At 26.1% G+C, this 22,342-nt stretch carries 14 protein-coding genes and 1 CRISPR repeat array; of the genes, 13 read left to right on the forward strand and 1 reads right to left on the reverse strand.

Features of this window, described 5'->3' with window-relative positions:
- Window positions 1-4: 4 nt before the first annotated feature.
- The 12 genes from BMUR_RS06175 to BMUR_RS06230 all read left to right on the forward strand — a co-directional run bounded on the left by BMUR_RS06175 (window position 5) and on the right by BMUR_RS06230 (window position 19,504).
- Window positions 5-1,765 carry a Cas8a1 family CRISPR/Cas system-associated protein gene (locus tag BMUR_RS06175; RefSeq protein ID WP_013113742.1) on the forward strand — a complete coding sequence of 587 codons (1,761 nt, stop codon included), beginning with the start codon at window positions 5-7 and terminating at the stop codon, window positions 1,763-1,765.
- A gap of 23 nt (window positions 1,766-1,788) precedes the next feature.
- A complete protein-coding gene (gene cas7i / locus BMUR_RS06180) occupies window positions 1,789-2,682 on the forward strand; it encodes a type I-B CRISPR-associated protein Cas7/Cst2/DevR (RefSeq protein ID WP_013113743.1) in 894 nt (297 codons plus the stop codon).
- The gene (gene cas5 / locus BMUR_RS06185) at window positions 2,675-3,415 is read left to right on the forward strand and encodes a CRISPR-associated protein Cas5 (protein ID WP_013113744.1); all 741 of its coding nucleotides are present in this window, start codon (window positions 2,675-2,677) and stop codon (window positions 3,413-3,415) included. The genes cas7i and cas5 overlap by 8 nt, the downstream gene beginning before the upstream one ends.
- A complete protein-coding gene (locus BMUR_RS06190; protein ID WP_013113745.1) occupies window positions 3,412-5,706 on the forward strand; it encodes a CRISPR-associated helicase/endonuclease Cas3 in 2,295 nt (764 codons plus the stop codon). Before cas5 ends, BMUR_RS06190 begins: the two co-directional genes overlap by 4 nt.
- 7 nt (window positions 5,707-5,713) lie before the next feature.
- On the forward strand, window positions 5,714-6,217 hold the full coding sequence (locus BMUR_RS06195) for a CRISPR-associated protein Cas4 (RefSeq protein WP_013113746.1): 504 nt from the start codon (window positions 5,714-5,716) through the stop codon (window positions 6,215-6,217).
- Between the two features lie 27 nt (window positions 6,218-6,244).
- Complete coding sequence (cas1b, locus tag BMUR_RS06200) at window positions 6,245-7,237, forward strand: type I-B CRISPR-associated endonuclease Cas1b (RefSeq protein ID WP_013113747.1); 993 nt, start codon at window positions 6,245-6,247, stop codon at window positions 7,235-7,237.
- 6 nt (window positions 7,238-7,243) lie between these two features.
- Window positions 7,244-7,528: a CRISPR-associated endonuclease Cas2 gene (gene cas2 / locus BMUR_RS06205; protein WP_013113748.1), complete on the forward strand. Its 285-nt coding sequence runs from the start codon at window positions 7,244-7,246 to the stop codon at window positions 7,526-7,528.
- A gap of 156 nt (window positions 7,529-7,684) precedes the next feature.
- Window positions 7,685-10,872: direct repeats of the CRISPR family, unit length 31 nt; unit sequence ATTTCTAATCTAACCATACTGGAATGTAAAA.
- Window positions 10,873-11,261: 389 nt separating this feature from the next.
- A complete protein-coding gene (locus BMUR_RS06210; RefSeq protein ID WP_013113749.1) occupies window positions 11,262-12,449 on the forward strand; it encodes a cyclic nucleotide-binding domain-containing protein in 1,188 nt (395 codons plus the stop codon).
- Window positions 12,446-13,612, forward strand: a complete 1,167-nt coding sequence (locus BMUR_RS06215; protein WP_013113750.1) for a cyclic nucleotide-binding domain-containing protein — start codon at window positions 12,446-12,448, stop codon at window positions 13,610-13,612. The genes BMUR_RS06210 and BMUR_RS06215 overlap by 4 nt, the downstream gene beginning before the upstream one ends.
- Window positions 13,613-13,943: 331 nt before the next feature.
- On the forward strand, window positions 13,944-16,718 hold the full coding sequence (locus tag BMUR_RS06220) for a hypothetical protein (RefSeq protein WP_013113751.1): 2,775 nt from the start codon (window positions 13,944-13,946) through the stop codon (window positions 16,716-16,718).
- Window positions 16,719-17,036: 318 nt separating this feature from the next.
- On the forward strand, window positions 17,037-18,161 hold the full coding sequence (locus BMUR_RS06225; RefSeq protein ID WP_013113752.1) for a serpulina hyodysenteriae variable surface protein: 1,125 nt from the start codon (window positions 17,037-17,039) through the stop codon (window positions 18,159-18,161).
- 410 nt (window positions 18,162-18,571) lie between these two features.
- Window positions 18,572-19,504: an Rpn family recombination-promoting nuclease/putative transposase gene (locus BMUR_RS06230; protein ID WP_041750077.1), complete on the forward strand. Its 933-nt coding sequence runs from the start codon at window positions 18,572-18,574 to the stop codon at window positions 19,502-19,504.
- Window positions 19,505-19,591: 87 nt separating this feature from the next.
- Here the strand turns inward: BMUR_RS06230 and BMUR_RS06235 are convergent, their stop codons facing one another.
- The gene (locus BMUR_RS06235; RefSeq protein ID WP_013113754.1) at window positions 19,592-20,572 is read right to left on the reverse strand and encodes an acetylxylan esterase; all 981 of its coding nucleotides are present in this window, start codon (window positions 20,570-20,572) and stop codon (window positions 19,592-19,594) included.
- A gap of 552 nt (window positions 20,573-21,124) precedes the next feature.
- Here BMUR_RS06235 and BMUR_RS06240 point away from each other — a divergent pair.
- Entirely contained in the window at window positions 21,125-22,324 is a 1,200-nt protein-coding gene (locus tag BMUR_RS06240; RefSeq protein ID WP_013113755.1) for an MFS transporter, read from the forward strand.
- Window positions 22,325-22,342: the final 18 nt, after the last annotated feature.

Genomic DNA, 22,342 nt, shown 5'->3' on the forward strand with positions numbered 1-22,342 from the left:
TATTATGGCAAAAACAAAAAAATCTAGTCAGCATGAATTAAATTTAGAAGATAATCAAAACAATAACATTAAAAAAAAAGAAGAATATTTTGAAATTAATCTTGATACTTTTCTTTTTAATGCAGGTGTTATAGGTTTTATTGAAGTATTGGAAAAGTCAGAAGCTCATAAAGGTACAAGTTTAGATGACAAAAAAGATTTTTACTATGAAGGGCAAACACTATATATTAATAAAAAATTTTTACTTAATGCTGATTTATCTCAAATATACATTGATGCTATGATAAAAAAATTTTCAGATAAAACTAATATATCAGAAAGCATTAAAAAAATTGATATTATATTAAATGATAAAGAAAATAAAGATTTTAAAGATGATATAAAAAATATAATAGATTATTTTTCAGCCGCAAGTATAAAAACAGGATTGGAAACTTTAATATCTAAAGGTATTTCAGTAAATATACAAGATAATATTGAGAAAATAAAAGAAATAATAAAATCAAAAAATCCTAATACAGAACACATAAAAAATTATTTAAAAGAAATAAAATCAGATTTTGAAAACAGCAAAGAAGTAAGAGATACTCTTTTAATGAAAAATATAATGTATACTAAAATAAATCCGTTTTGGGAAAATAAAGCCTTTTTACTTCCTGCCAATTCTAAAAAGGATATAAAAGAAATGTTTTACAAATCTTTTGAAGAGCCTTTAAAAGAACTAATAAATAATAAAAAGAAATTTAATTATAACTGCATAGTCTGTAATGAAAGCATAAATAAAGATATTGATACTACTTTTTTATTTGAAGTTGGTGTTGATACTAATAGAAAAAAATCTGCATTTTGGAACTATAATGCTGACAGCTTTATATGTGCTTTATGCAATTATATATATGCATGTACTCCTTTAGGTTTTATAGACATGTCTAATTTAATGCTTTTTGTTAATCAAAATGACAGCATAGAAACTTTAATAAAGATGAATGAAAAAATAGATTTTGTAAATAACGAAGATAATAAAACATACACTGCATATAATGAAATAATTAGAAGAATACTTTCAGAAAAGACTAAAGAGTTAAAATCTATTCAGGTTATAGTAAGAGATAAAAATCATTATTTATTTAACACTATAGGAAAAGATTCGCTTCAAATTATTGAATCAATGAAAGACGAACTTAATGATATAGCAAAAATAAAATCAATAAAAATAACTGATGATTATTGGATTGATATTTATAAGGATTGTTTGGAAAATATTTTAAACTTTAAAAATCAATGGAACTTAATATTTAAACTTCTAAAAATAGAAGATAATAAATTTATATTAAATACAATATTCAATATACTAAAAATACAAATAGCAAAAGATATTATATTTCTGAAGGAGGATAATAATATGCAAAAACAATTTGATTTAGCATATATAGCCTATAAAAACGGCAATGAAATAAGGGCTAAATTAATCGGGGCAAACAGCAGTGCCAATTTAAATAGCGAACAAAATAAAGAAGCTGATAATAAATTGAGGGGGTTAGTATATCAGTTAATAAATTATGTTCATACTTCAAACAGAGATTTATTTTTAAGTAATATTACAAGACTTTATGCTGGAATGAATTTGAGCATACCAAGTATATTTTTAAATATTTTTAAAAGCGATGAAGAGTTTAAAGTAATAGGAAATGCTTATATACTAGGGCTTAAAGGTTCATTTTATGATAATGAAAATAGCAAAAATAATGATAAAAAAGATAATTAAATAATTTTAAGGAGAATAAAAATATGGAAAATAAAGGTTTAACATTAAGTATAATATTTGAAGCAGAAAGTGCAAACTATGGGGAGAGTTTCGGAAATATAAGCTCATTAAAAAAATTAAGCAGAGGAGACGGAAACAGCTATAGTTATATATCAAGACAGGCATTGAGATATAATATTATAAATCAATTAGGCTGGGATAATACAAAAGTTTCTAATGCTGATAAAGTTGTACAGTTTGAAAAAGATGCTTCTATAAAAGACTATCCAGAAATAGATTTTTTTGGATACATGAAAACAGGAAAAAACAGCGTTAATGGTTCTTCAAATACTAGAAATGCAGTTGTACGATTGAGTAATGCTGTTGCTTTGGAAAGTTATAATTCTGATTTGGATTTTCTCACTAATATGGCACTTGCTAAAAGAGGAGCTATGGATAATGCTATTGCTCAAAGCGAGATACATAAGTCATACTATGCATACACTGTTACCATTGATTTGGATAAAGTGGGAATAGATGAAATCATAAAAGATAAAGAAAATAACAAAGAAATACAGGAAATAGATAATAAAGAAAAAGCGAAAAGAGTTAAAGAGCTTTTAAAAATATTAAAAACTTTATATAGAGATATAAAAGGAAGAAGAGAAAATTTAAGTCCTTTATTTATAATAGGAGGAGTTTATAATATTAAAAATCCATTCTTTGAAAACAGACTAAAAGTTAATAAAAATAATTTGGAAATAAAAACTATAAAAGATGTTCTTGATTTGGACAGTGAAATAAAAAATAACACTATATGCGGATTGGTAGATTCAATATTTGCAAATACTGAAGAGATAAAAAAAGAGTTGGATGCAAAAACTGTATCATATGTTATAGACGAATTATCCAAAAAGGTTGACGAATACTATGTATGATAATATAACAAAAGCAATAAAAATAGAATGCTATCAAAATATGCCAAATTATAAAAGACCGTCAAGCATACAATTTCAGGAAAGCTTTAAACTTCCTCCATACTCTACAGTTATAGGAATGATTCATAAAGTTTGCAGCTGTAAAAGCGGAGAATATATGCCTATGAAAGTAAGTATTCAGGGAGAAACAAAAAGTTCATTAACTGATTTGTACACTAGATATTTTTTCGGAATTAAATACGATCCTTCAAGACATCAATTAAAAGTAAAAAATCCTGACGGAAGTTTTGACGGTATTACTAAAGGACTTGGATATGCTGAAGTGATAGTTGATGTTAATTTAATTATTCATATTGTTCCTGAAGATGAAAGTTTATTTGATTTTATATTAAAAGGACTTAAAAAACCTTGTGTATATCCAGCTTTAGGGCGTCATGAGGATATTTTAAGAATCGATAATGTAAGCATTGTAGAAACAGAAAAAACTGATGAGATAGAAATGTTTTATGATGCTTATATACCTTATAGTATGATTGATAATATCATAAATAAAGAAGAGCTTATAGGTACTATTTATAATTTAAATAAGGTTTTTGATATTAATAAAAAAACTAATATACGTTATTGGAAAGAAAAAGTTAAGGCAAAGTATATAAACAAAGGAAGTGTTATAGCTTTTAAAAAAGAAGTTATTCAGGAAAAGGAAAGTAAATTAGGTTTATTTTTAGCATGATTAAAAAAGAAGATTTTTTAGCAAAAAGCAACAAATATAATAATTATTATAATACAGAAAGTATTGAAAAACATACAAAAAACCTTATAAGGCTATTTGAAGATTTTAAAACTTTATATAAAAAATATTTTACTGAAAAAGAATTAGAGCTTATAAAGATATCATTAGAAACTCATGATTTAGGAAAAATGAATTCAAGATTTCAAAAAAAGATTTATAAAAGCATAGATAAAAATTTTGAATTTGATGAATATAATAATGAATTAGAAAAATTATATAAAGAATTAAATATTGATGAAGTTCCGCATGGAATTTTAAGCTGTGCTTTTTTAAATATTAATGAACTTGAAGAGAAATTTTCTGAAAATGAAATAAAGGCATTAGTAAGTTCTGTTTATAATCATCATACAAGAAAAGCTTTAAATAATAATGGTTTGGAAATAAGTGCATCTGATATAAAAAAAATAATTGAAAAAGATGTTTCCTTTTATAAACAATACTATGATGATAAACTTAAATGCAAATATATTGGCGTGTCAATGAATGTTATAAAAGAAAATTATAATACATCATATGATATTTGGAAAAATTATATTATCATAAAAGGAATGCTAAACAAAATAGATTATGCGGCTAGTGCTTATGATGATTATATTGAAATAGGAAGTGATGATGCTTCTAAAAAAGTGTTATCGAGATTTGAGCCTAATGAATGCCAAAAATATATGCTTGAAAATAAAGATAAAAATATTATAGTTATTGCTTCTACAGGTATTGGTAAAACTGAAGGGGCTTTGCTTTGGGCTAAAAAATCAAAAACTTTTTATACTCTTCCTCTTAAAGTTTCTATTAATGCTATTTATGAGAGAATAAAAAATAATTATTATGATAAAGAAAAAATAACTTTCCTACATTCAGATAGTATTAATGATATGCTTGATAATGATTTGTCTATTGATGATGTGATTGATAAATATAATAAAAGTAAAAAATTATCATTTCCTTTTACAGTTTGTACTATAGATCAGCTTTTTTATTTTGTGTTTAAATCTTTAGGTACAGAAATTTTTCCTGCTGCTTTGAAATACAGCAAATTAATTATTGATGAAATACAATCATACACTCCGGAAATAACAGCTTTTATAATTTACGGACTTAAAGTGATAAATGATATAGGCGGTAAGTTTTGTATAATAACTGCTACTTTTCCTCCTATAGTAAAAAAGCTTATGGAAGAAAATAATATTAATTTTGAAATGCCTAGCAAAGCATTTTTAAAAAAAGATAAAAATAATGAAAGTATAAAAAGACATTTTATTAAATTTATTGATGAAGATATTTTTAATTATGATAATATAATAAAAAGTGCTGAAAATAAAAAAGTGCTTGTAATATGCAATACAGTAAAACATTCACAGGAAGTTTATAATATTTTAAAAGAGTATAATATCAAAAATATTAATCTTCTTCATTCAAGATTTCTAATGAAAGACAGAAAGAAAAAAGAAGATGATATAAAAAACTTTGCCCCAAATGATATTAGTAAAAGAGAAGAAACTTATGGCATATGGATATCAACTCAAATAGTAGAGGCTAGTCTCGATATAGATTTTGATGAGCTTCATACTGATATGTCTTCAGCTGACAGTTTGCTTCAGAGAATGGGGAGAGTTTATAGAGATAGAGCTTATAATAAAAATGAGCCTAATATATTTATTTATAACACTAAAGATGGATACGGCAGTGTATATGATAAAGAAATATATGATAACTCAAAAATGTTTTTAAAATATTATGATAATAAAATATTTACTGAAGAAGATAAACAAGATTTTATTAATAAAGTTTATGATGAAGAAATATTAAAAGAAAGTAATTATCTGAAACAAATAAAAAATACTCTGAAACAAATAAAAGATCTTCCTCCTGCTTCTGTAGATAAAGGCGACTGCGAGAGGCTTTTTAGAAAAATAGATAATGTTACAGTTATGCCGTCAATTATTTATAATGATTTGATAAATGAAGAAAATAATATTATAGATGAGTATAGAAAATTACTTAATATGGATAAGTTGAGTAAAGAAAATTATGAAAAATTATTAAAGAAAAAAAATGAATTACTTAAGTTTACTGTGCCAATAAAAACTTATAAAAAGATAAAAAATTATTCTGGTATTGAAATAAATTTAAATAAAAATATTAATAAGAATAAAATATTTATTGTAGAATTGGAATATGATAAAGAATTAGGACTTCTTGATAAAAAAGATAATTCTATTCTTATGGATTAGTTTTATTATGATGAGAGAAAATATAAATTATGTAACAGGTACAATTTATTCTTATAGTTTTTTATGTATGAGAAAGGTTTGGCTTTCTTATCATAATTTATCTTTTGAGGGAGAAAGTGAGCTTGTGAAGATTGGAAAGTTTATTGATGAGAATACTTATGCTAATCAAAAACATAATTTTATGATAGATAATAAAGTTAATATAGACTTTTTAAAAAATAATGTAGTGCATGAAATAAAAAAATCAGACAAAGAAAAACAAATGGCTATTAATCAAATAAAATATTATTTATTTATATTAAAGCAGTACGGATTTGATGATATAAAAGGAGAATTAAATATACCGTCAAAAAGATACAAAGAAGAAGTAATCCTTGAAGAAGGAGATGATGAAAAAATTTTAGAAAGACTTAGAACTATAAATAAAATTATAAAAGAAAAAAATATACCAGAAGTTATTAATAAAAGTGCTTGTAAAAAATGTGCTTATTATGAGTTTTGTTATATATGAGAAATATAAATTAACGGAGTTATTTTTATGAGTAAATCTTATTATTTATTTTCAAGCGGAGAGCTTAAAAGAAAAGATAATACGCTTCAGTTTATCAAATCAAACGGCGAGAAAAGAGATTTACCCATACAGATAATTTATGATATATATATTTTTTCTGAGGTTACAATAAATACTAAACTGCTTAATTTTTTATCGCAGATTGGAATATGCGTGCATTTTTTTAATTATTATGAGTTTTATTCTGGAAGTTTTTATCCTAGAGAAAAATTAGTTTCTGGGGATTTGCTTGTTCATCAGGTTATGCATTACAGTGATTATGATAAAAGGGTATCACTTGCCAAAAAATTTGTTTATGGAGCTTCTGATAATATACTAAGAAATTTAAAATATTATGATAATAGAGGACGTGATTTGAAAGAGGAAATCAAAAGCATAGAAAAATTAAAATCAAGTATAGATTTGTATTATAATATTAATGAAATAATGGGAATAGAAGGCAATATTCATAAAGTTTATTACAGTTCTTGGAAAAAAATTATTAATCAGGAAATAGATTTTGAAAAAAGAGTAAAACGCCCTCCTGATAATATGATAAACTCGCTTATAAGTTTTTTGAACTCTGTACTTTATACAAAGGTGTTATCTGAGATTTATAAAACACAATTAAATCCTACTATAAGTTATTTGCATGAACCGTCTGTAAAAAGATTTTCATTATCACTTGATACAGCAGAAATTTTTAAGCCATTAATAGTTGACAGACTTATATTTTCATTATTAAATAAAAAGATGATAAGCGAAAATGATTTTGATAAAGATAGCAATTTTTTAAGACTAAAAGATAAAGCATTAAAAACAATAATGGAAGAATTAGAGAAAAGACTTACCACTACTGTTAATCATAGGAGTTTGAAAAGAGATGTATCGTATAAGCATTTGATTAGATTAGAACTTTATAAAATCTCTAAACATTTGCTTAATGAAAAAGAATATAAACCTTTTGTAATATGGTGGTAAGCAATAATGTATTTAATATTAGTTTATGATATACAAACAGATGACGAAGATGGTGCTAGAGCTGCAAGAACAGTTTTTAAGACTTGCAAGGCATATCTTAATCATATACAAAAATCTGTCTTTGAGGGTGAACTCTCAAAAGTACAGTATTTGGAATTAAAAAATAAGCTCTTTGACATTTTAAGAAAAGAAAAAGATTCTTGTATAGTTTTTAAAAGCCGTAATGAAAAATGGCTTGATAAAGAGTTTTTAGTAGAAGAAAGCATTGACAAAACATCTAATTTTATATAAAATAAGTTTATTGTCGAAGTGTAATTGTTATAAAATTGTGCTTAATCGACAGAAGATTTTTGCCAAAAATATATTTATTAACTGTTTTTTCATTATGTATTTGTGCATTTAAGCAAATTAAATATGTAAATTAGAAAAATAGTTTTGGATATACGGATTTCTAATCTAACCATACTGGAATGTAAAACAAAATGCAGGTGTTACTGGCACTAGAGAAACACTAATTTCTAATCTAACCATACTGGAATGTAAAAGTATCTACAGTTTTACATTCACAATGCATATTTTCTATTTCTAATCTAACCATACTGGAATGTAAAATGCAAAACAATCTAATATTATATCATTCTCATTTGAATTTCTAATCTAACCATACTGGAATGTAAAATTTTTTGACTTAAATTGTACCAATTTAAATTAACTTATTTCTAATCTAACCATACTGGAATGTAAAATTTTTGGAGTTTGACAGCTATAACAAAAAAGTGATTATTTCTAATCTAACCATACTGGAATGTAAAATTATGAAAAGCGGGCTCAGTCAAATATAAACAATTTATTTCTAATCTAACCATACTGGAATGTAAAATTTATACTTACTAATTCCCAAGTTTCTTTTTTTATATATTTCTAATCTAACCATACTGGAATGTAAAATTAACATTCTTAAAATATCTTTCAAGTTTCTTTACTATTTCTAATCTAACCATACTGGAATGTAAAATAAGCTAGCTATAAAACAACCGAGTTCTAATTCACTATTTCTAATCTAACCATACTGGAATGTAAAACTCTATTAATTAAAGCATTATTTAATAATTTATTTTTATTTCTAATCTAACCATACTGGAATGTAAAATCCTCTGAAGTAGAATATATTACATCATATTTAATTATTTCTAATCTAACCATACTGGAATGTAAAAGTTGTTTTTGTTGTAATTCTAATGCTTTTTGCTGTTTATTTCTAATCTAACCATACTGGAATGTAAAAATGTATAATACTGTCAAAGTTAATATTATACAGCGTATTTCTAATCTAACCATACTGGAATGTAAAAGCATTTTTGCGGGCTTTTCTATTGACAAATAATTTATATTTCTAATCTAACCATACTGGAATGTAAAATTTGACAATATATAAAAACTTTCATGTCGTCTAGGTATTTCTAATCTAACCATACTGGAATGTAAAAAGCTATCATTGATGCACAAAATGAATTGAATGAGTAATTTCTAATCTAACCATACTGGAATGTAAAAGTTTTGTATAAAAATAGAGAACTTGATACAGTCGGTATTTCTAATCTAACCATACTGGAATGTAAAAAAAAACATTTAATGAGTTTATAGACTTTATAGAACAATTTCTAATCTAACCATACTGGAATGTAAAATATGCAAAACCCGATATCTTAATTATAAATATTAGTATTTCTAATCTAACCATACTGGAATGTAAAAGACAGTCTCAATTAATTTAGTCATCTTAGTAATACTATTTCTAATCTAACCATACTGGAATGTAAAATAAGTATGATCCATAAGACCGGGATCGGAAATAGTAGATTTCTAATCTAACCATACTGGAATGTAAAACAAATGGTAAAGTAGTAAATCAAGTAACTAGCTTAAATTTCTAATCTAACCATACTGGAATGTAAAATACAAAAAATATCGTAAATATAATGTTAGTATAGGTATTTCTAATCTAACCATACTGGAATGTAAAATAGCATAAAAAGATATTACACGCCTCAAGAGTTAGCATTTCTAATCTAACCATACTGGAATGTAAAACGAAATTACTTTCAACTCCAACGTCTTGATACTCAAATTTCTAATCTAACCATACTGGAATGTAAAACACTTTGAAAATAAAAAACTTGTAATATTAGATAGATTTCTAATCTAACCATACTGGAATGTAAAAGAAAATCTGTTCGGCGGTGTTTGGGAAGTACAATATATTTCTAATCTAACCATACTGGAATGTAAAATTCTTTTTTACTGCGACCTAACCAGTCATAAAACGATTTCTAATCTAACCATACTGGAATGTAAAAGCATACAACTTATTTTTACTAAAAATATTTATTCTTAATTTCTAATCTAACCATACTGGAATGTAAAAACAAGCAACTGCAAACTGGTATAACACTAATCAACATATTTCTAATCTAACCATACTGGAATGTAAATGTAATATCCATAACCTCATCACCTACTATCTCACTTATTTCTAATCTAACCATACTGGAATGTAAATTTAAAAGACATATAAGCATTATATTTATATTTTAAAATTTCTAATCTAACCATACTGGAATGTAAATTATCATAAAAGGCAAATATGTAAGTACAACTGCAAATTTCTAATCTAACCATACTGGAATGTAAATCTGTTTGATGATACATCAGGAACACCGCCACCATAAGATTTCTAATCTAACCATACTGGAATGTAAATTTAAAAGACATATAAGCATTATATTTATATTTTAAAATTTCTAATCTAACCATACTGGAATGTAAATGTAATATCCATAACCTCATCACCTACTATCTCACTTATTTCTAATCTAACCATACTGGAATGTAAATTTAAAAGACATATAAGCATTATATTTATATTTTAAAATTTCTAATCTAACCATACTGGAATGTAAATGAGTTTTTTTATACTGGGAATGATGTTGATAGTTTTAATTTCTAATCTAACCATACTGGAATGTAAATTATCATAAAAGGCAAATATGTAAGTACAACTGCAAATTTCTAATCTAACCATACTGGAATGTAAATCTGTTTGATGATACATCAGGAACACCGCCACCATAAGATTTCTAATCTAACCATACTGGAATGTAAATATATAGTTCCTATCATTCTTTATAGCTCCAAGAAGTATTTCTAATCTAACCATACTGGAATGTAAATATTTCCCATTTCGATAATATTTTATTAAACTTATTTATTTCTAATCTAACCATACTGGAATGTAAATAGCTATCATTGATGCACAAAATGAATTGAATGAGTATTTCTAATCTAACCATACTGGAATGTAAATAATAAACAAACAACATCATTATTAATTATGCCAACTTATTTCTAATCTAACCATACTGGAATGTAAATCAAGAGGAACATATCCTATAGTGTTGTTATTTTTTAATTTCTAATCTAACCATACTGGAATGTAAATTTATTTGAGTATGAGACTGTAATAACTGATAGTAATAATTTCTAATCTAACCATACTGGAATGTAAATGCGTTTGCTACAGGTACGGCTGGTTATACTTTAGAAGATTTCTAATCTAACCATACTGGAATATAATTTTATATTTAACATGCTTGACTAGCATCATAAATATTATAAAATATTTATAATTAATAAATAAATAATATATACTGCTCTTAAAAATCACATTAATTTTTTATATTGACATAATAAAATAAATATATTATAATACAGCCGTAATTATAATTTATGGTATAGAAATGAGCGTTATCCGTTATCCGTTATCCGTTATCCGTTATCCGTTATCCGTTATCCGTTATCCGTTATCCGTTATCCGTTATCCGTTATCTATCTATCTATCTATCTATCTATCTATCTATCTATCTATCTATCTATCTATCTATCTATCTATCTATCTATCTATCTATCATCTATGATACTATTACTCTAACATCATTTTTAAAAAAATACAATAAGGGGTCTGTAAATGATGATAAATTACAACAAAATTAATTTTAAAAAATCATCAACATTATTTATATCTGGACAATATCCAGATGGAAAATTTTACATCATAAACAAAGGTAAAGTAATATTTGAAAGTTATTTTGCTGATAATTTTAAATACGAACATAAAAAAGGAGATATTATAGGTATAGTAAGTGCTGTTATGAATGAACCATATTTCTCCACTTCTAAAGTAATAGAAGATACTGAAGTAATAGAAATAGATGTAAGAGAAATAGAAAAAATAGACAATGTAGAATTAATGAATAAAATATATAAACATCTAATAAATACAATGGAAGTTTGGGTAAAAAAATATTATTATTTTCTATATAAATACTCAAAAGTAGATTCATCTGAAAAATTAAATATTACGTATATATGCAAATCATATATAGATAAAGGTTTTTTATATGCTGCCATAAAAATATATGAAAATAATCAAGAAAAAATAAATGATAAAAATGTAGTAAATAAAATATCAAAAATAGAGCCTATAGAAAGTCCTAAAGAAATAACAAAAGGTGTATTTAGTTTTAAAAAAGGAAGCTGCCTATTTGAAGAAACAAGTCAGAATAATTACATATACTTTGTAAAATCAGGAATAGTAGGAGTATATAGTTATTTTAATCATAAGCCTGTAACAAGAATGAAGTATTATGATAATGATATTTTCGGATATAAAGATTTATTAGGAAAAAAAGTAATAGCAAATACAGCAATTGTATTAGAAGATTCTATTATCAAAATAATGGATAAAAAAGAGTTTGAAAATATGATCATTGAAGATAAAGCCACAAGAGTTTATTTGATAAAAATGATGTCTGCAAGAGTGTACAATACAATAGCAAGAATCAAAGCTATTAATATCAATAATGTAATACTAAAAATTTTAACTGTAATAGAAGGTTTAATTAAATTAGATCTGATGTTTAAAAAAACAAATTATATTGCATTATTTTATACTATAGATGATATATTAAGTATGGTATTTATAGATCATACAGACTATGTTGAAAGAGAAATAAAAAAAATAAAAAGCATAAAAATTACTGATGAAAAGAATATCGTAATAAGTAATATCAACAATTTTTTTAAGGAATATCAAATATATTTTAAAAGAAACTCTGATAAAATTAACAATGAAGATTTTGGAGATGATATATGATAAAATATAATAAAATAGAGTTTAAAAAATCATCTATAATATTTATATATGGAGAAAATGCAAAAAATTTCTTTTATATAATATCAAAAGGAAGTGCTGTTTCATACAATTATTTTGATGAAAATTATAATATATATCATAAAAAAGGAGATATTATAGGATTAGTTAATGCGGCTGTAAATGTACCATACTTTGAAACCGTAAAAGCAGAAGAAGATACGGAGGTTATGGAAATTAATATAAATGAGTTAGACAAAATAACAAATATACATCTAATAAAAAAATTATATGATCATTTAACAAATGTAATGGAAATACGTTTAAACCAATATTTCTATATTTTCAGTAAAGAAAAAAATATACCTTTTAAAAAAGAAAGTGATATATTAAAAATCGCAGAAGTATATAAAAACAACGGATACGATGATGCCGCTTATAAAATGTACAATAAATACATAGAATTAAACGGCGAGAGTAAAGAAATAAAAAAAATAATGTCTAAAATAAAACCATCTAATACTGCAAGTTTAGTAATAGATGGTATATATAAACTAGAAAAAGGAACTTGTATATTTACAGAACTTGAAAGTGCTGATAAACTTTACATAATATTATCAGGTAAAGTAGGAATATATACTATGTTCAATTCCAAAATCATTACCAGAACAATATACACAGATAATGAAATAATTAACGGATATAATTCATTAGCAAATAATAAAATGCTTATAACAACTGCAATAGCCATTGAAGACACTATAATAAAAATATTTAAAAAAGAAGATATGCTTGAACTGGTAAAAACTGATAAAGAATTAAGAGTACGATCCATTAAATTTCTTTCTATGAGAATATACACCATTATGAGATCTATAAACACTTTCAGTATAAACGGCATAACAAGTAAAGTGCTGTTAATTTTGGAAAGCTTTATAAGAATGGAAAGACTTTTTAAAGAAACCAATACAATAAAGTCAAAATATAATATTTATGATATATTTAGCATGATAGGTGTAGAAGAAAATGAATATTCTTTAAGAGAAATAAAAAAAATAAAAAGTATAGATATAGATAAGAACGGAAATATAATATTTCCTGATATAAGAAAATTTATGAGGGAATATAAAAAATACAAAAATATAAACTCAAGTAAAACCGAATGATAAATTAACAAAATCATTTTGTTAATTTTATAAACATATATGATTTTTAAAAAAATTAAATATTTTAATATATGCCTATTATTTTATATTGATAAATAACAGTCATAATTTTACCATATTTAAAAGCATATTATAATCATTTTAATAATATTTTTTTATTAATTTTATTATTTTTATATTTTATAATTAAGTTTTGCACTGCTGAACAAACAAAATAAGCATTTTAAGCCATATAAAATAATAAATGAACAAAATATAATATGTACATATAATTTATACTTTACTCACTGGAAAAAAATAAAAATTATAATATACTATTATTTAATTATTTATGAAAAAGTATATTTTATTTCTTACTTTAATATTTACTATAAGTGTAAATCTATACACACAGGTTTTCAAACCATTCAGAAAGTTATATACCATACAAACAGAAAAGTTTGAAATTATCTTTCCTATAGAATCCAGAAGAACAGCTGAAAACCTTGCAAAAGTTGCTGATGATATATACGAAAAATATTCTAAAATTTTAAACAGTACAGTACGAGGAAAAATCCCCATAACAATAACCCCCGATTTTAATCTGTTTAATTCGGCAGCAATGATAATACCTGCTTCAAGCCTTATACTTTATGATACCAATCTGGACGAAAATTTTACAAGTTTCAGTAATAACTTTGAAACAGTATTTATACATGAACTTACTCATCTGCTGACTATGGCTTCAGAAAATACAGGGCTTGCAACTAAGGTAATGGGAAACTGGGCTTCTTTTGTTCATATTAACGCAATGCCTTTTATGATAGAGGGTGCTCCTGTTAGTATGGAAAGTTTTACAGGTTTTGGCAGGGCTAATGATCCGCTTGTTAAAGAGAGATTGAGACAGGATATTTTTGAAGGAAATTTCAGGACTCCAATTCAAGCCTCCTATGTATGGACAAAAATGCCATACGGAAATGTATACTATGAATACGGCGGATTATTTTCAAAATATTTGCAAGACAGATTCGGAATGGAAAAGTATAATGAGTTTTGGAATAGAATGCAGACAAGACTTCATTTTTCATTTTTGGTTTATAATTCTGGAGTATACGGAGCTTTTAAAAAAGTTTACGGAATAAAATTTACTGAAGTATGGTCAGACTTTCAAAACTATTTGGTGCTTACAGATATTAATCCAAGCGAAGAATTGAGAGTAAATGATAAAGAAACTTTTATTAATGATATCGCCTCATACAATGACACTCTATACTATATAGACGGAGATATAGGAGCATTGTATTCATATAAAGAAAAAAGAAATAATGAAAATAATAAAAAAGATTTGAAATTAGAGTTTTTAATAGACAGAAGCTCTGAAAGTTTGGATATATCAAAAGACGGAAGCAATGCTTTGATAGTGTCATATATGTTTAACGGAGGACTTTATAAATATATTGTAAAAGAATATGATTTAAATAAAAAAAGAAGAACAAAAAGAAAATGGTTTGACCTGCAGTATGCAAGATATTTTAAAAATGGTATTATAGGAATATCAAAGGATTTGCATAACTCTGTTTTAGTATACATAAATGAGAATAATGAAAAAGAAATTTTATTACAAGCCAATGATAATTTCGGATACAGTTCTCCTACAGTTATTGATGATAATAATATAGCATTAATAGTTACAGATAACGGAATAAAACATATAGCAATATTTAATTATAATAGTAAAACATTAAAATATATTGATACAAAGGATAACACTTTTAATTATGTACGTTATTTAAAATACTCAAATAACAAACTTCTTTTTTCGTATAATAATAATGACAGATTTTATAAGCTAGGCGAAATTAATTTAAATAATAATAGTATTAAGCTATACACAAAAGACTATTCAGGCGGGGTATTTTCTGCTGTATATGCTGGAGAGAGCATTTATTATAAAGGCAGATTTTCAGAGTTTGACAGGCTTATGAAGTACACAGACAATTCATCTCAAACAAAAAACTTCGCATATACTGATAAAACAATTAATAAATACGAGTTTACTCCTCAAATGGATATGGGAAATTATAATGCATTTAAATATTTTAAGCCTTGGACTATGTGGGTGCCTCTTCCTCAAGTAAATGATACTTTTCCTTTTCTTGTAAACGGGCTTGGAATATTATCTGTAATCTCTTCACCTTCTGCAAATAATTTGGCGTTAATATGGCTTGGGTACGATATACCTTCCAACTTTCTTCAAACTGAACTCACTGTTACTTCTTTTAGCATGCTTTATCCTTTATACTTTGGGTTTAAAAGCGATGTAGTATATTCTACATACAATTATTGGAGATTAAATACATACCTTGCTATGCAGTTTTTAATTAATACAGAAAGCGACAAAGTGCATTTCTTATTAGAGCCTTCGATATCTGGTGCTTTATTTTCAGAATTTGTCAATCCTCAAACTAATACATCATCAGCATTTACATGGAAATATTCTTCATATACTTTTAATATTTCTCTAAAGGCATCAATGATATTCAGAGTGCAAACTGATAAACCATACAGAGATGATTTAGTTGATATAACTATATACCCTACATACTCTATAAGATATAATAAATTTGCTATAGACTTTAATACAAAATTCCAAACAAGATATGTTCCTATAAGAGCAAGTTTTTACGGTTCTTATGCATTCGATACAAATACAGCATTTGATGGAAACTCTGCAGTATTCGGAGCTAGAGAAGTAAAAGCTCCGGAAGAGTTTTATTCATATGTACAAAATAAAAAATATAAATCAAATTATTTTTTAGGCGGTGATGTTGAACTTTTAGGTTATTTAAGTTCTCATTTTAATTTAAGCCATATATACTTTGATAATTTCTTTGCTTCGCTTTCATATAGATTTGCTTATTACTCAAAAGAATATATGCATTCTGCGGCTTTAAAAGCAGGATTTGATGCGAGCATTCCTGTATCAGGATATCAGAATATTGTTACAGGTGAGCCTTATTTACTTTTAGCTTTAAGACTTCCTAAGAGCCTTGATAAAAGTATAATTCAAAACTACCCTACTCTGAATGATATATATATAGGCTTTGGCTTTCAGATGTCTTGGTAATAATTATAGTATTTTTAAACAATAGTATTAAATAATACTAAAATACATAACCATACTACCCTATAAATCTCTATATATATTTTTTTTAAAACAATAAAAATATCAATAACTTATAAAATTTTATAAAATTATATTTTTTTGTATGTAATTACCTAATTGATAAAATATTTTTTTTATAATTTGTATTGAAAATATTGACTTTTTATAAAAATTATGTAGACTAATAAGTAGAGGATCTTTATGGTGTCTATTGAGTTACTTAAGCAATCTCTCAGTAGGCACTGTCAAAAGACTATAAAAATATTAGGAGAATCAAAAATGAAAAAGGTTTTATTAACCGCTATGGCTCTTTTAACCATAGCAACTGCCTCAGTGTTTGGTATGTACGGTGCAGATGGTAATGACTGGATTAACTTCCTTGTACATGGCAACCAGTTTAGAGCAAGAATGGATCAGTTAGGTTTTACGCTTGGAAACGGAACTATTAAGGGTACATTAGGTTTCAAAGCTGACGGCGGCTGGATGGGACAAATCCTTTCTGGAAATAACAGCGGTGTTCAATTAGATGCTACATTATCAGCAGGTATAGGATACACTTCTGATATGTTCGGTATAGGTGTAGGATACAACTTTACTTATATAGATAAATATTTACAGGTACATACTCCTACATTACTACTTAATGCTTTAAATGACAGCTTGAGAGTAGCAATACCTGTACAGGTTGCTGTAGCAGACAATGCTTATGGTAATGGTACGAAATTTACTGGTGTAGGTTTCAATCAGATAGAATTAAGATATTATACCGGAATAGATGCTTTTAATTTAATAAGGCTAGATTTGAATTATAAAAACGGTACTTGGGAAAATAATTCAAGTAAAAGTACTGTTGAAACTTTCGGTATGCAGTTAAGATTATACTTCTTGAATACTCAGGTAGGTAATGTAACTGTTAATCCTTATATCAGAATAGATTATCATCAGGCATTAAAAGGAAATTATTTAGGTAATGATTTTTCACGTGATTATTTGACAATAGGTGATATGTATAGAAATGAACGAGGTTATGCCTTAGGAGAAAATCAGTCTCAGTCAGATATATATGATGTTAGTCCTTTCTATTTGTCTATCAAACCAGTATTATCTTTAGCAGCAAGCAGTGATACAGTATCTCTTTATTTTGAGCCTGCTATAGGTTATGCTGTAGCTTCTCAAAAACAAAAAGGAGCAGCACAGCAAACAAGCCATGCATTAACTTGGGCTGCTTATGCTGAAATGTATGTAACTCCGGTTAAAGATTTAGAATGGTACTTCGAGATGGATGTTAATGGTAATGTAACTGGTAAAACAGGTTCAGTTGCTAATGTTAATCTTCCTCCGGTATTATTTGAAACTACTACTGGTATTACTTGGTATCTTCCTTCTTTTGGTGCAAATGAGTAATTTTTGCTAATTCATAAAGGTTTTATTTTGGGGCTTAGACTTTTATAGTTTAGGCCTCTTTTTTATTCATTAAAATGCTTTTTAATAAAATTATACTTTAAAACAAAATCATTTATTAAATTATTTTATATATAAAAGTTTGTATTTTATTTTTCTTGTAATTATTATAAAGTTTATATTATATTTTTTTATTATAACTTTATTTAATTATTTAGTTTATAGTCTCAGTAACTAATAAATTATATCTAAAATGTTAGTAAGCAAATATACCGTCAATCATAATTCCATAAAATTATTTTCATTAAAACTATAAAAAAATTCTTAAATTTAGGCTTATTATGCATAAAAAATTTGTTTAACTAATATTTATATATTTTATTTACTTATAACAATTTTGGAGTATAATAATGATGCGTAACATAAACAGAATGAACGACTATTTTGTACGCTATCTTTTAGGCTCTTTGGGTAATGAGGATATATTAGAAAACATAGTAAATGCTGTACTTGAAGATTTGGGCTTTGAAACGGTACATAATTTACAAATAATTAATCCGCATAACTTACCAGAGAATATTAACCTAAAAGAATCCGTACTTGATGTAAAGGCAGTTACCAAAGACAGCAGAAAAGTTATTATAGAAATACAGCTTTCCGGAAATATAGACTTTTTGAAGAGAATATACTATTATATATCTAAGAATATAGTAAGCGAAGTAGAAGAAAAAGAGCCTTATGATATAATAAGCGAGGTAATAAGTATTAACTTTGTAGACTTTTATATGGATTTTAATGATAAGGGTAAGCCCCACAGATGTTTTAAGCTCATAGATACAGAAAATCAAGAGATTGTTTTGGATATGGTTCAGATGCATATAGTTGAAGTACCAAGGTTTATAAAGGTTGTAAATAATGCTGACATAGAGTATATAAAGAAAAATAGAATACTATCTTGGATAGAGTTTTTTACGGCTAAAGATTTAGATAAAGTTAAAGATAAATTAAAGGAGGTAAATATGATTATGCCTAAAGTAATTAATAAATATGAACGTTTTATATCCAGTGAAGATGAGATGGAAGTTTACAATGCGAGAGATGCTTTTTTATACGGACAGACTTTAATGTTAAGAAGAGAACGTGAAGAGGGCTTACAGGAAGGAATAGAAAGAGGAATGGAAAGAGGAATGGAAAGAGGTTTAGAAGAAGGAAGGAGAGAAGGTATGCAGGAGGGTATAAGAAAAGAGCAAATTACTATAGCCAGAAGTTTAAAAAATGCTGGTATAGATATAAAGATAATCAGTGAGAATACAGGTCTTAGTGTAGAAGAGGTATTGAAATTGTAAAATAAAAATGCAGCTTATAATTTTATTAATCAGTTATAAACTGCATATTTATAAATTTAATAAAATATTAATGCTAAACAATCAGTCCTAAAGATTTAGAGAACTTAAAAACTCTAATTTTCTCTCGCTCTGCTCATTATCTCCTCCCTCATGTCCATTAAATGTATAAACATTAATAGATTTATCTCCTGCATAATTATTATAAGCAGCAAACACAGTTGAAGGAGGACATAAAACATCCATAAGACCAACTGAAAATAACGCTTTAACTTTAGACCTTTTTGCAAATAAAGCCCCATCAAAATATGATAAAGTGTTAAAAACAGTTTTTTCATGCATTCTGTTTGTTTTGCAGAACCTTGCTATTTCATTATAAGGCAAAGTATCAGTAATAGTGCATGCTCTTTTATAGTCGCATAAAAAAGGAACATCTATCATAGCAGCTTCGATTTTTTCTTTGGTAATAGATGATAAACCCAAAACAGCAAGAGATATGCCTCCGCCCTGACTTGTACCGTTTATAGCTATTTTTCCAGTCAAAGAATGTTCTTTTGCAGCCTCTAATGATTTAACAGCATCAATGAAAACTCTTTTATAATAATAGTCTTTTTTATCGAGTATACCCATAGTAAGAAATCCGTCTGCATGAGGAGTTGAACCTATAGGGTCTGGAGTTAATGCCCCATTTCCTCCTTCTGCCCCCTGCCCTCTTACCTCCATTACAAATACACTGTATCCTGCTGAAGGAAAAAGCAAATGTTTAATAGGATAATCTCTTCCGCCGCCGTATCCGGGGTAGCACATTATGCATGTTAGCTTTTGATTGTTTTCTGAAGCATATTTAGGTGCTATATACCAGCCGTTTATCTTATGCTTTAAATATCCGTTAAAACTTACATTCCAAACATCAAATAATTTTAAATGTGTATCTATTAATGTATATTTAGCCTCTGTATTATGATTGTTTTCTTTTAAAGTATTATCCCAAAACTCATCAAAGTCTTTAGGCTCTTCGGATACACCTTTATATTTATAAAGTTCTTCCAAACTTAAATCAAAAAAAGCCATAATTAAAATCCTTATTAATTTTATAAATGATTGATTTTTAGTATAGTATAATTTCTTTTTTTTTCAATTATATTTTTAGTATATACATAAACAAATATAGTTTGCCAAATTTTTTAAATATGTGCCCGCTTTTTTGTGCCTATACTAACAGGCACATCTGGAAAAGTCTATATTTTAGGCTAAATTTAATCATTTTATTATCTAAATATAAAGCATAGTTAGTACAATTTAGGATTATTTTTACATTTTCACTTTCGGAAACTTTTGGGAAGGCTTGAAAAAGCTTAAGCTTAAAAATTTTAGTATATAATAAACAAATATAGTAAAAAAACATGTTAAACAAAAAATTATTTTTTATAGCATTATTTTTTATATTATATTTATAAATAAAGTGTAAAATTAATAAAAAAAATATAAAAAAATTAAAAATAGCTATATCAATTTTTTTTAAAAGATATATAGTATTTTACAAAAGGGACACCATAAAGAGTGTCCCTTTTTTTACTTTTAAAAAACTATGTGATAAAAAATAATATTTGTTAGGGTGTAAAAATGATAATCTTAATTTATTCTATGCCGTTTTTAATCTATTTATGTTCAAGTATATTCAGCACCGTTTTAGTTATTAATGCCTCAAAAATGGGAGCTGCTCCTTTTTTTATATCTATGCTTGGAGTCTCTTACGGTATGGGCATGATGATTACAGCTGGAATATTTTCTAAAATAAAAATACCAAAAAAATACTATACCAATTTAATATATATAGAAGCTGTAATGCAAATGATAATATCTGCTTTATGTCTTATATTTATGCCTATGGAAATGTCTGTTTTTTATTCATTTTTGTACGGCTGCAGTACTACAATATTTTTTGTATGTTTTCAGTCATCGCTTGATATAGTTTCAAAAGATCTGCCTATAAGATTAAGCGGAGCATTATTTATCTTTTCTTGGTCTTTAGGCTTTGCTGTCGGACCTTCTATTACTGGACTTATATATGATATAAATTATAAAATAGGTTTTTATATAGTTATCGCTATGAGTTTTATTATATTTATTTTATTTTATTTATCCAGACATATAAGATTTAAAGCAAACAGAATAAAAAAATTCGGCGAGCCATTTATGAGAGCACCAAGATACAAGGTATATATAGGCTGGCTTATAATATTTGTAGGTGCTTTGGTGCTTCATACTTTAAGATTTATGTTTCTTGATTATGGCATCAAAGAGGCTGGACTTTCTGAAGCTAAAGCTGCAACACTTGTAGGAAGTTTATCGGCTTTTATGGCTGTCGGTACTTTAGCAGGATCTTTTTATTTAAGATTTTTAGAGAAAAAGAGAGTATTTACAATAGTAGGGCTTCTCACTCCTATAGCTCTAACATTAATATTAATAAGCAAAAATTTTTATGTATTTATAATAGCATTTATGTTTTTAGGACTTGTAAGCGGATTTGGATACTTTTTCGGGCTTTACTATGCTTTGGCCGACCAAGAAAACTCAGCTTCAAATGTTGCTGTAAATGAGGCATTAACAGGTGTTGCTGCTTTATTTATACCATTTAGTGTAGGCTATTTAGCCTCTCACTATTCCTACTTTGCAGGTTTTTTATTTATGATGATAGTATCTTTAATATGCTATATTATAGCAATAGTAATAATGCATAAGAAAAGACTATCTTCTAAAGAAAAATTAAATAATAATGAAAAAATAGAAAACATAATAATAGAACAATCAAATATGCAGTGAATATTCTCTGCTTAAAAA

Origin of the sequence: Brachyspira murdochii DSM 12563 (assembly GCF_000092845.1) — a bacterium.
In the GTDB taxonomy this organism is placed as follows: Bacteria; Spirochaetota; Brachyspiria; order Brachyspirales; family Brachyspiraceae; genus Brachyspira; species Brachyspira murdochii.

Excerpts from the sequence above, each read along its gene's own strand:
- BMUR_RS06175 (WP_013113742.1), top strand. The coding sequence starts at position 5 with ATGGCAAAAACAAAAAAATCTAGTCAGCATGAATTAAATTTAGAAGAT.
- cas7i (WP_013113743.1), top strand. The coding sequence starts at position 1,789 with ATGGAAAATAAAGGTTTAACATTAAGTATAATATTTGAAGCAGAAAGT.
- cas5 (WP_013113744.1), top strand. The coding sequence starts at position 2,675 with ATGTATGATAATATAACAAAAGCAATAAAAATAGAATGCTATCAAAAT.
- BMUR_RS06190 (WP_013113745.1), top strand. The coding sequence starts at position 3,412 with ATGATTAAAAAAGAAGATTTTTTAGCAAAAAGCAACAAATATAATAAT.
- BMUR_RS06195 (WP_013113746.1), top strand. The coding sequence starts at position 5,714 with ATGATGAGAGAAAATATAAATTATGTAACAGGTACAATTTATTCTTAT.
- cas1b (WP_013113747.1), top strand. The coding sequence starts at position 6,245 with ATGAGTAAATCTTATTATTTATTTTCAAGCGGAGAGCTTAAAAGAAAA.
- cas2 (WP_013113748.1), top strand. The coding sequence starts at position 7,244 with ATGTATTTAATATTAGTTTATGATATACAAACAGATGACGAAGATGGT.
- BMUR_RS06210 (WP_013113749.1), top strand. The coding sequence starts at position 11,262 with ATGATGATAAATTACAACAAAATTAATTTTAAAAAATCATCAACATTA.
- BMUR_RS06215 (WP_013113750.1), top strand. The coding sequence starts at position 12,446 with ATGATAAAATATAATAAAATAGAGTTTAAAAAATCATCTATAATATTT.
- BMUR_RS06220 (WP_013113751.1), top strand. The coding sequence starts at position 13,944 with ATGAAAAAGTATATTTTATTTCTTACTTTAATATTTACTATAAGTGTA.
- BMUR_RS06225 (WP_013113752.1), top strand. The coding sequence starts at position 17,037 with ATGAAAAAGGTTTTATTAACCGCTATGGCTCTTTTAACCATAGCAACT.
- BMUR_RS06230 (WP_041750077.1), top strand. The coding sequence starts at position 18,572 with ATGCGTAACATAAACAGAATGAACGACTATTTTGTACGCTATCTTTTA.
- BMUR_RS06235 (WP_013113754.1), bottom strand. The coding sequence starts at position 20,572 with ATGGCTTTTTTTGATTTAAGTTTGGAAGAACTTTATAAATATAAAGGT.
- BMUR_RS06240 (WP_013113755.1), top strand. The coding sequence starts at position 21,125 with ATGATAATCTTAATTTATTCTATGCCGTTTTTAATCTATTTATGTTCA.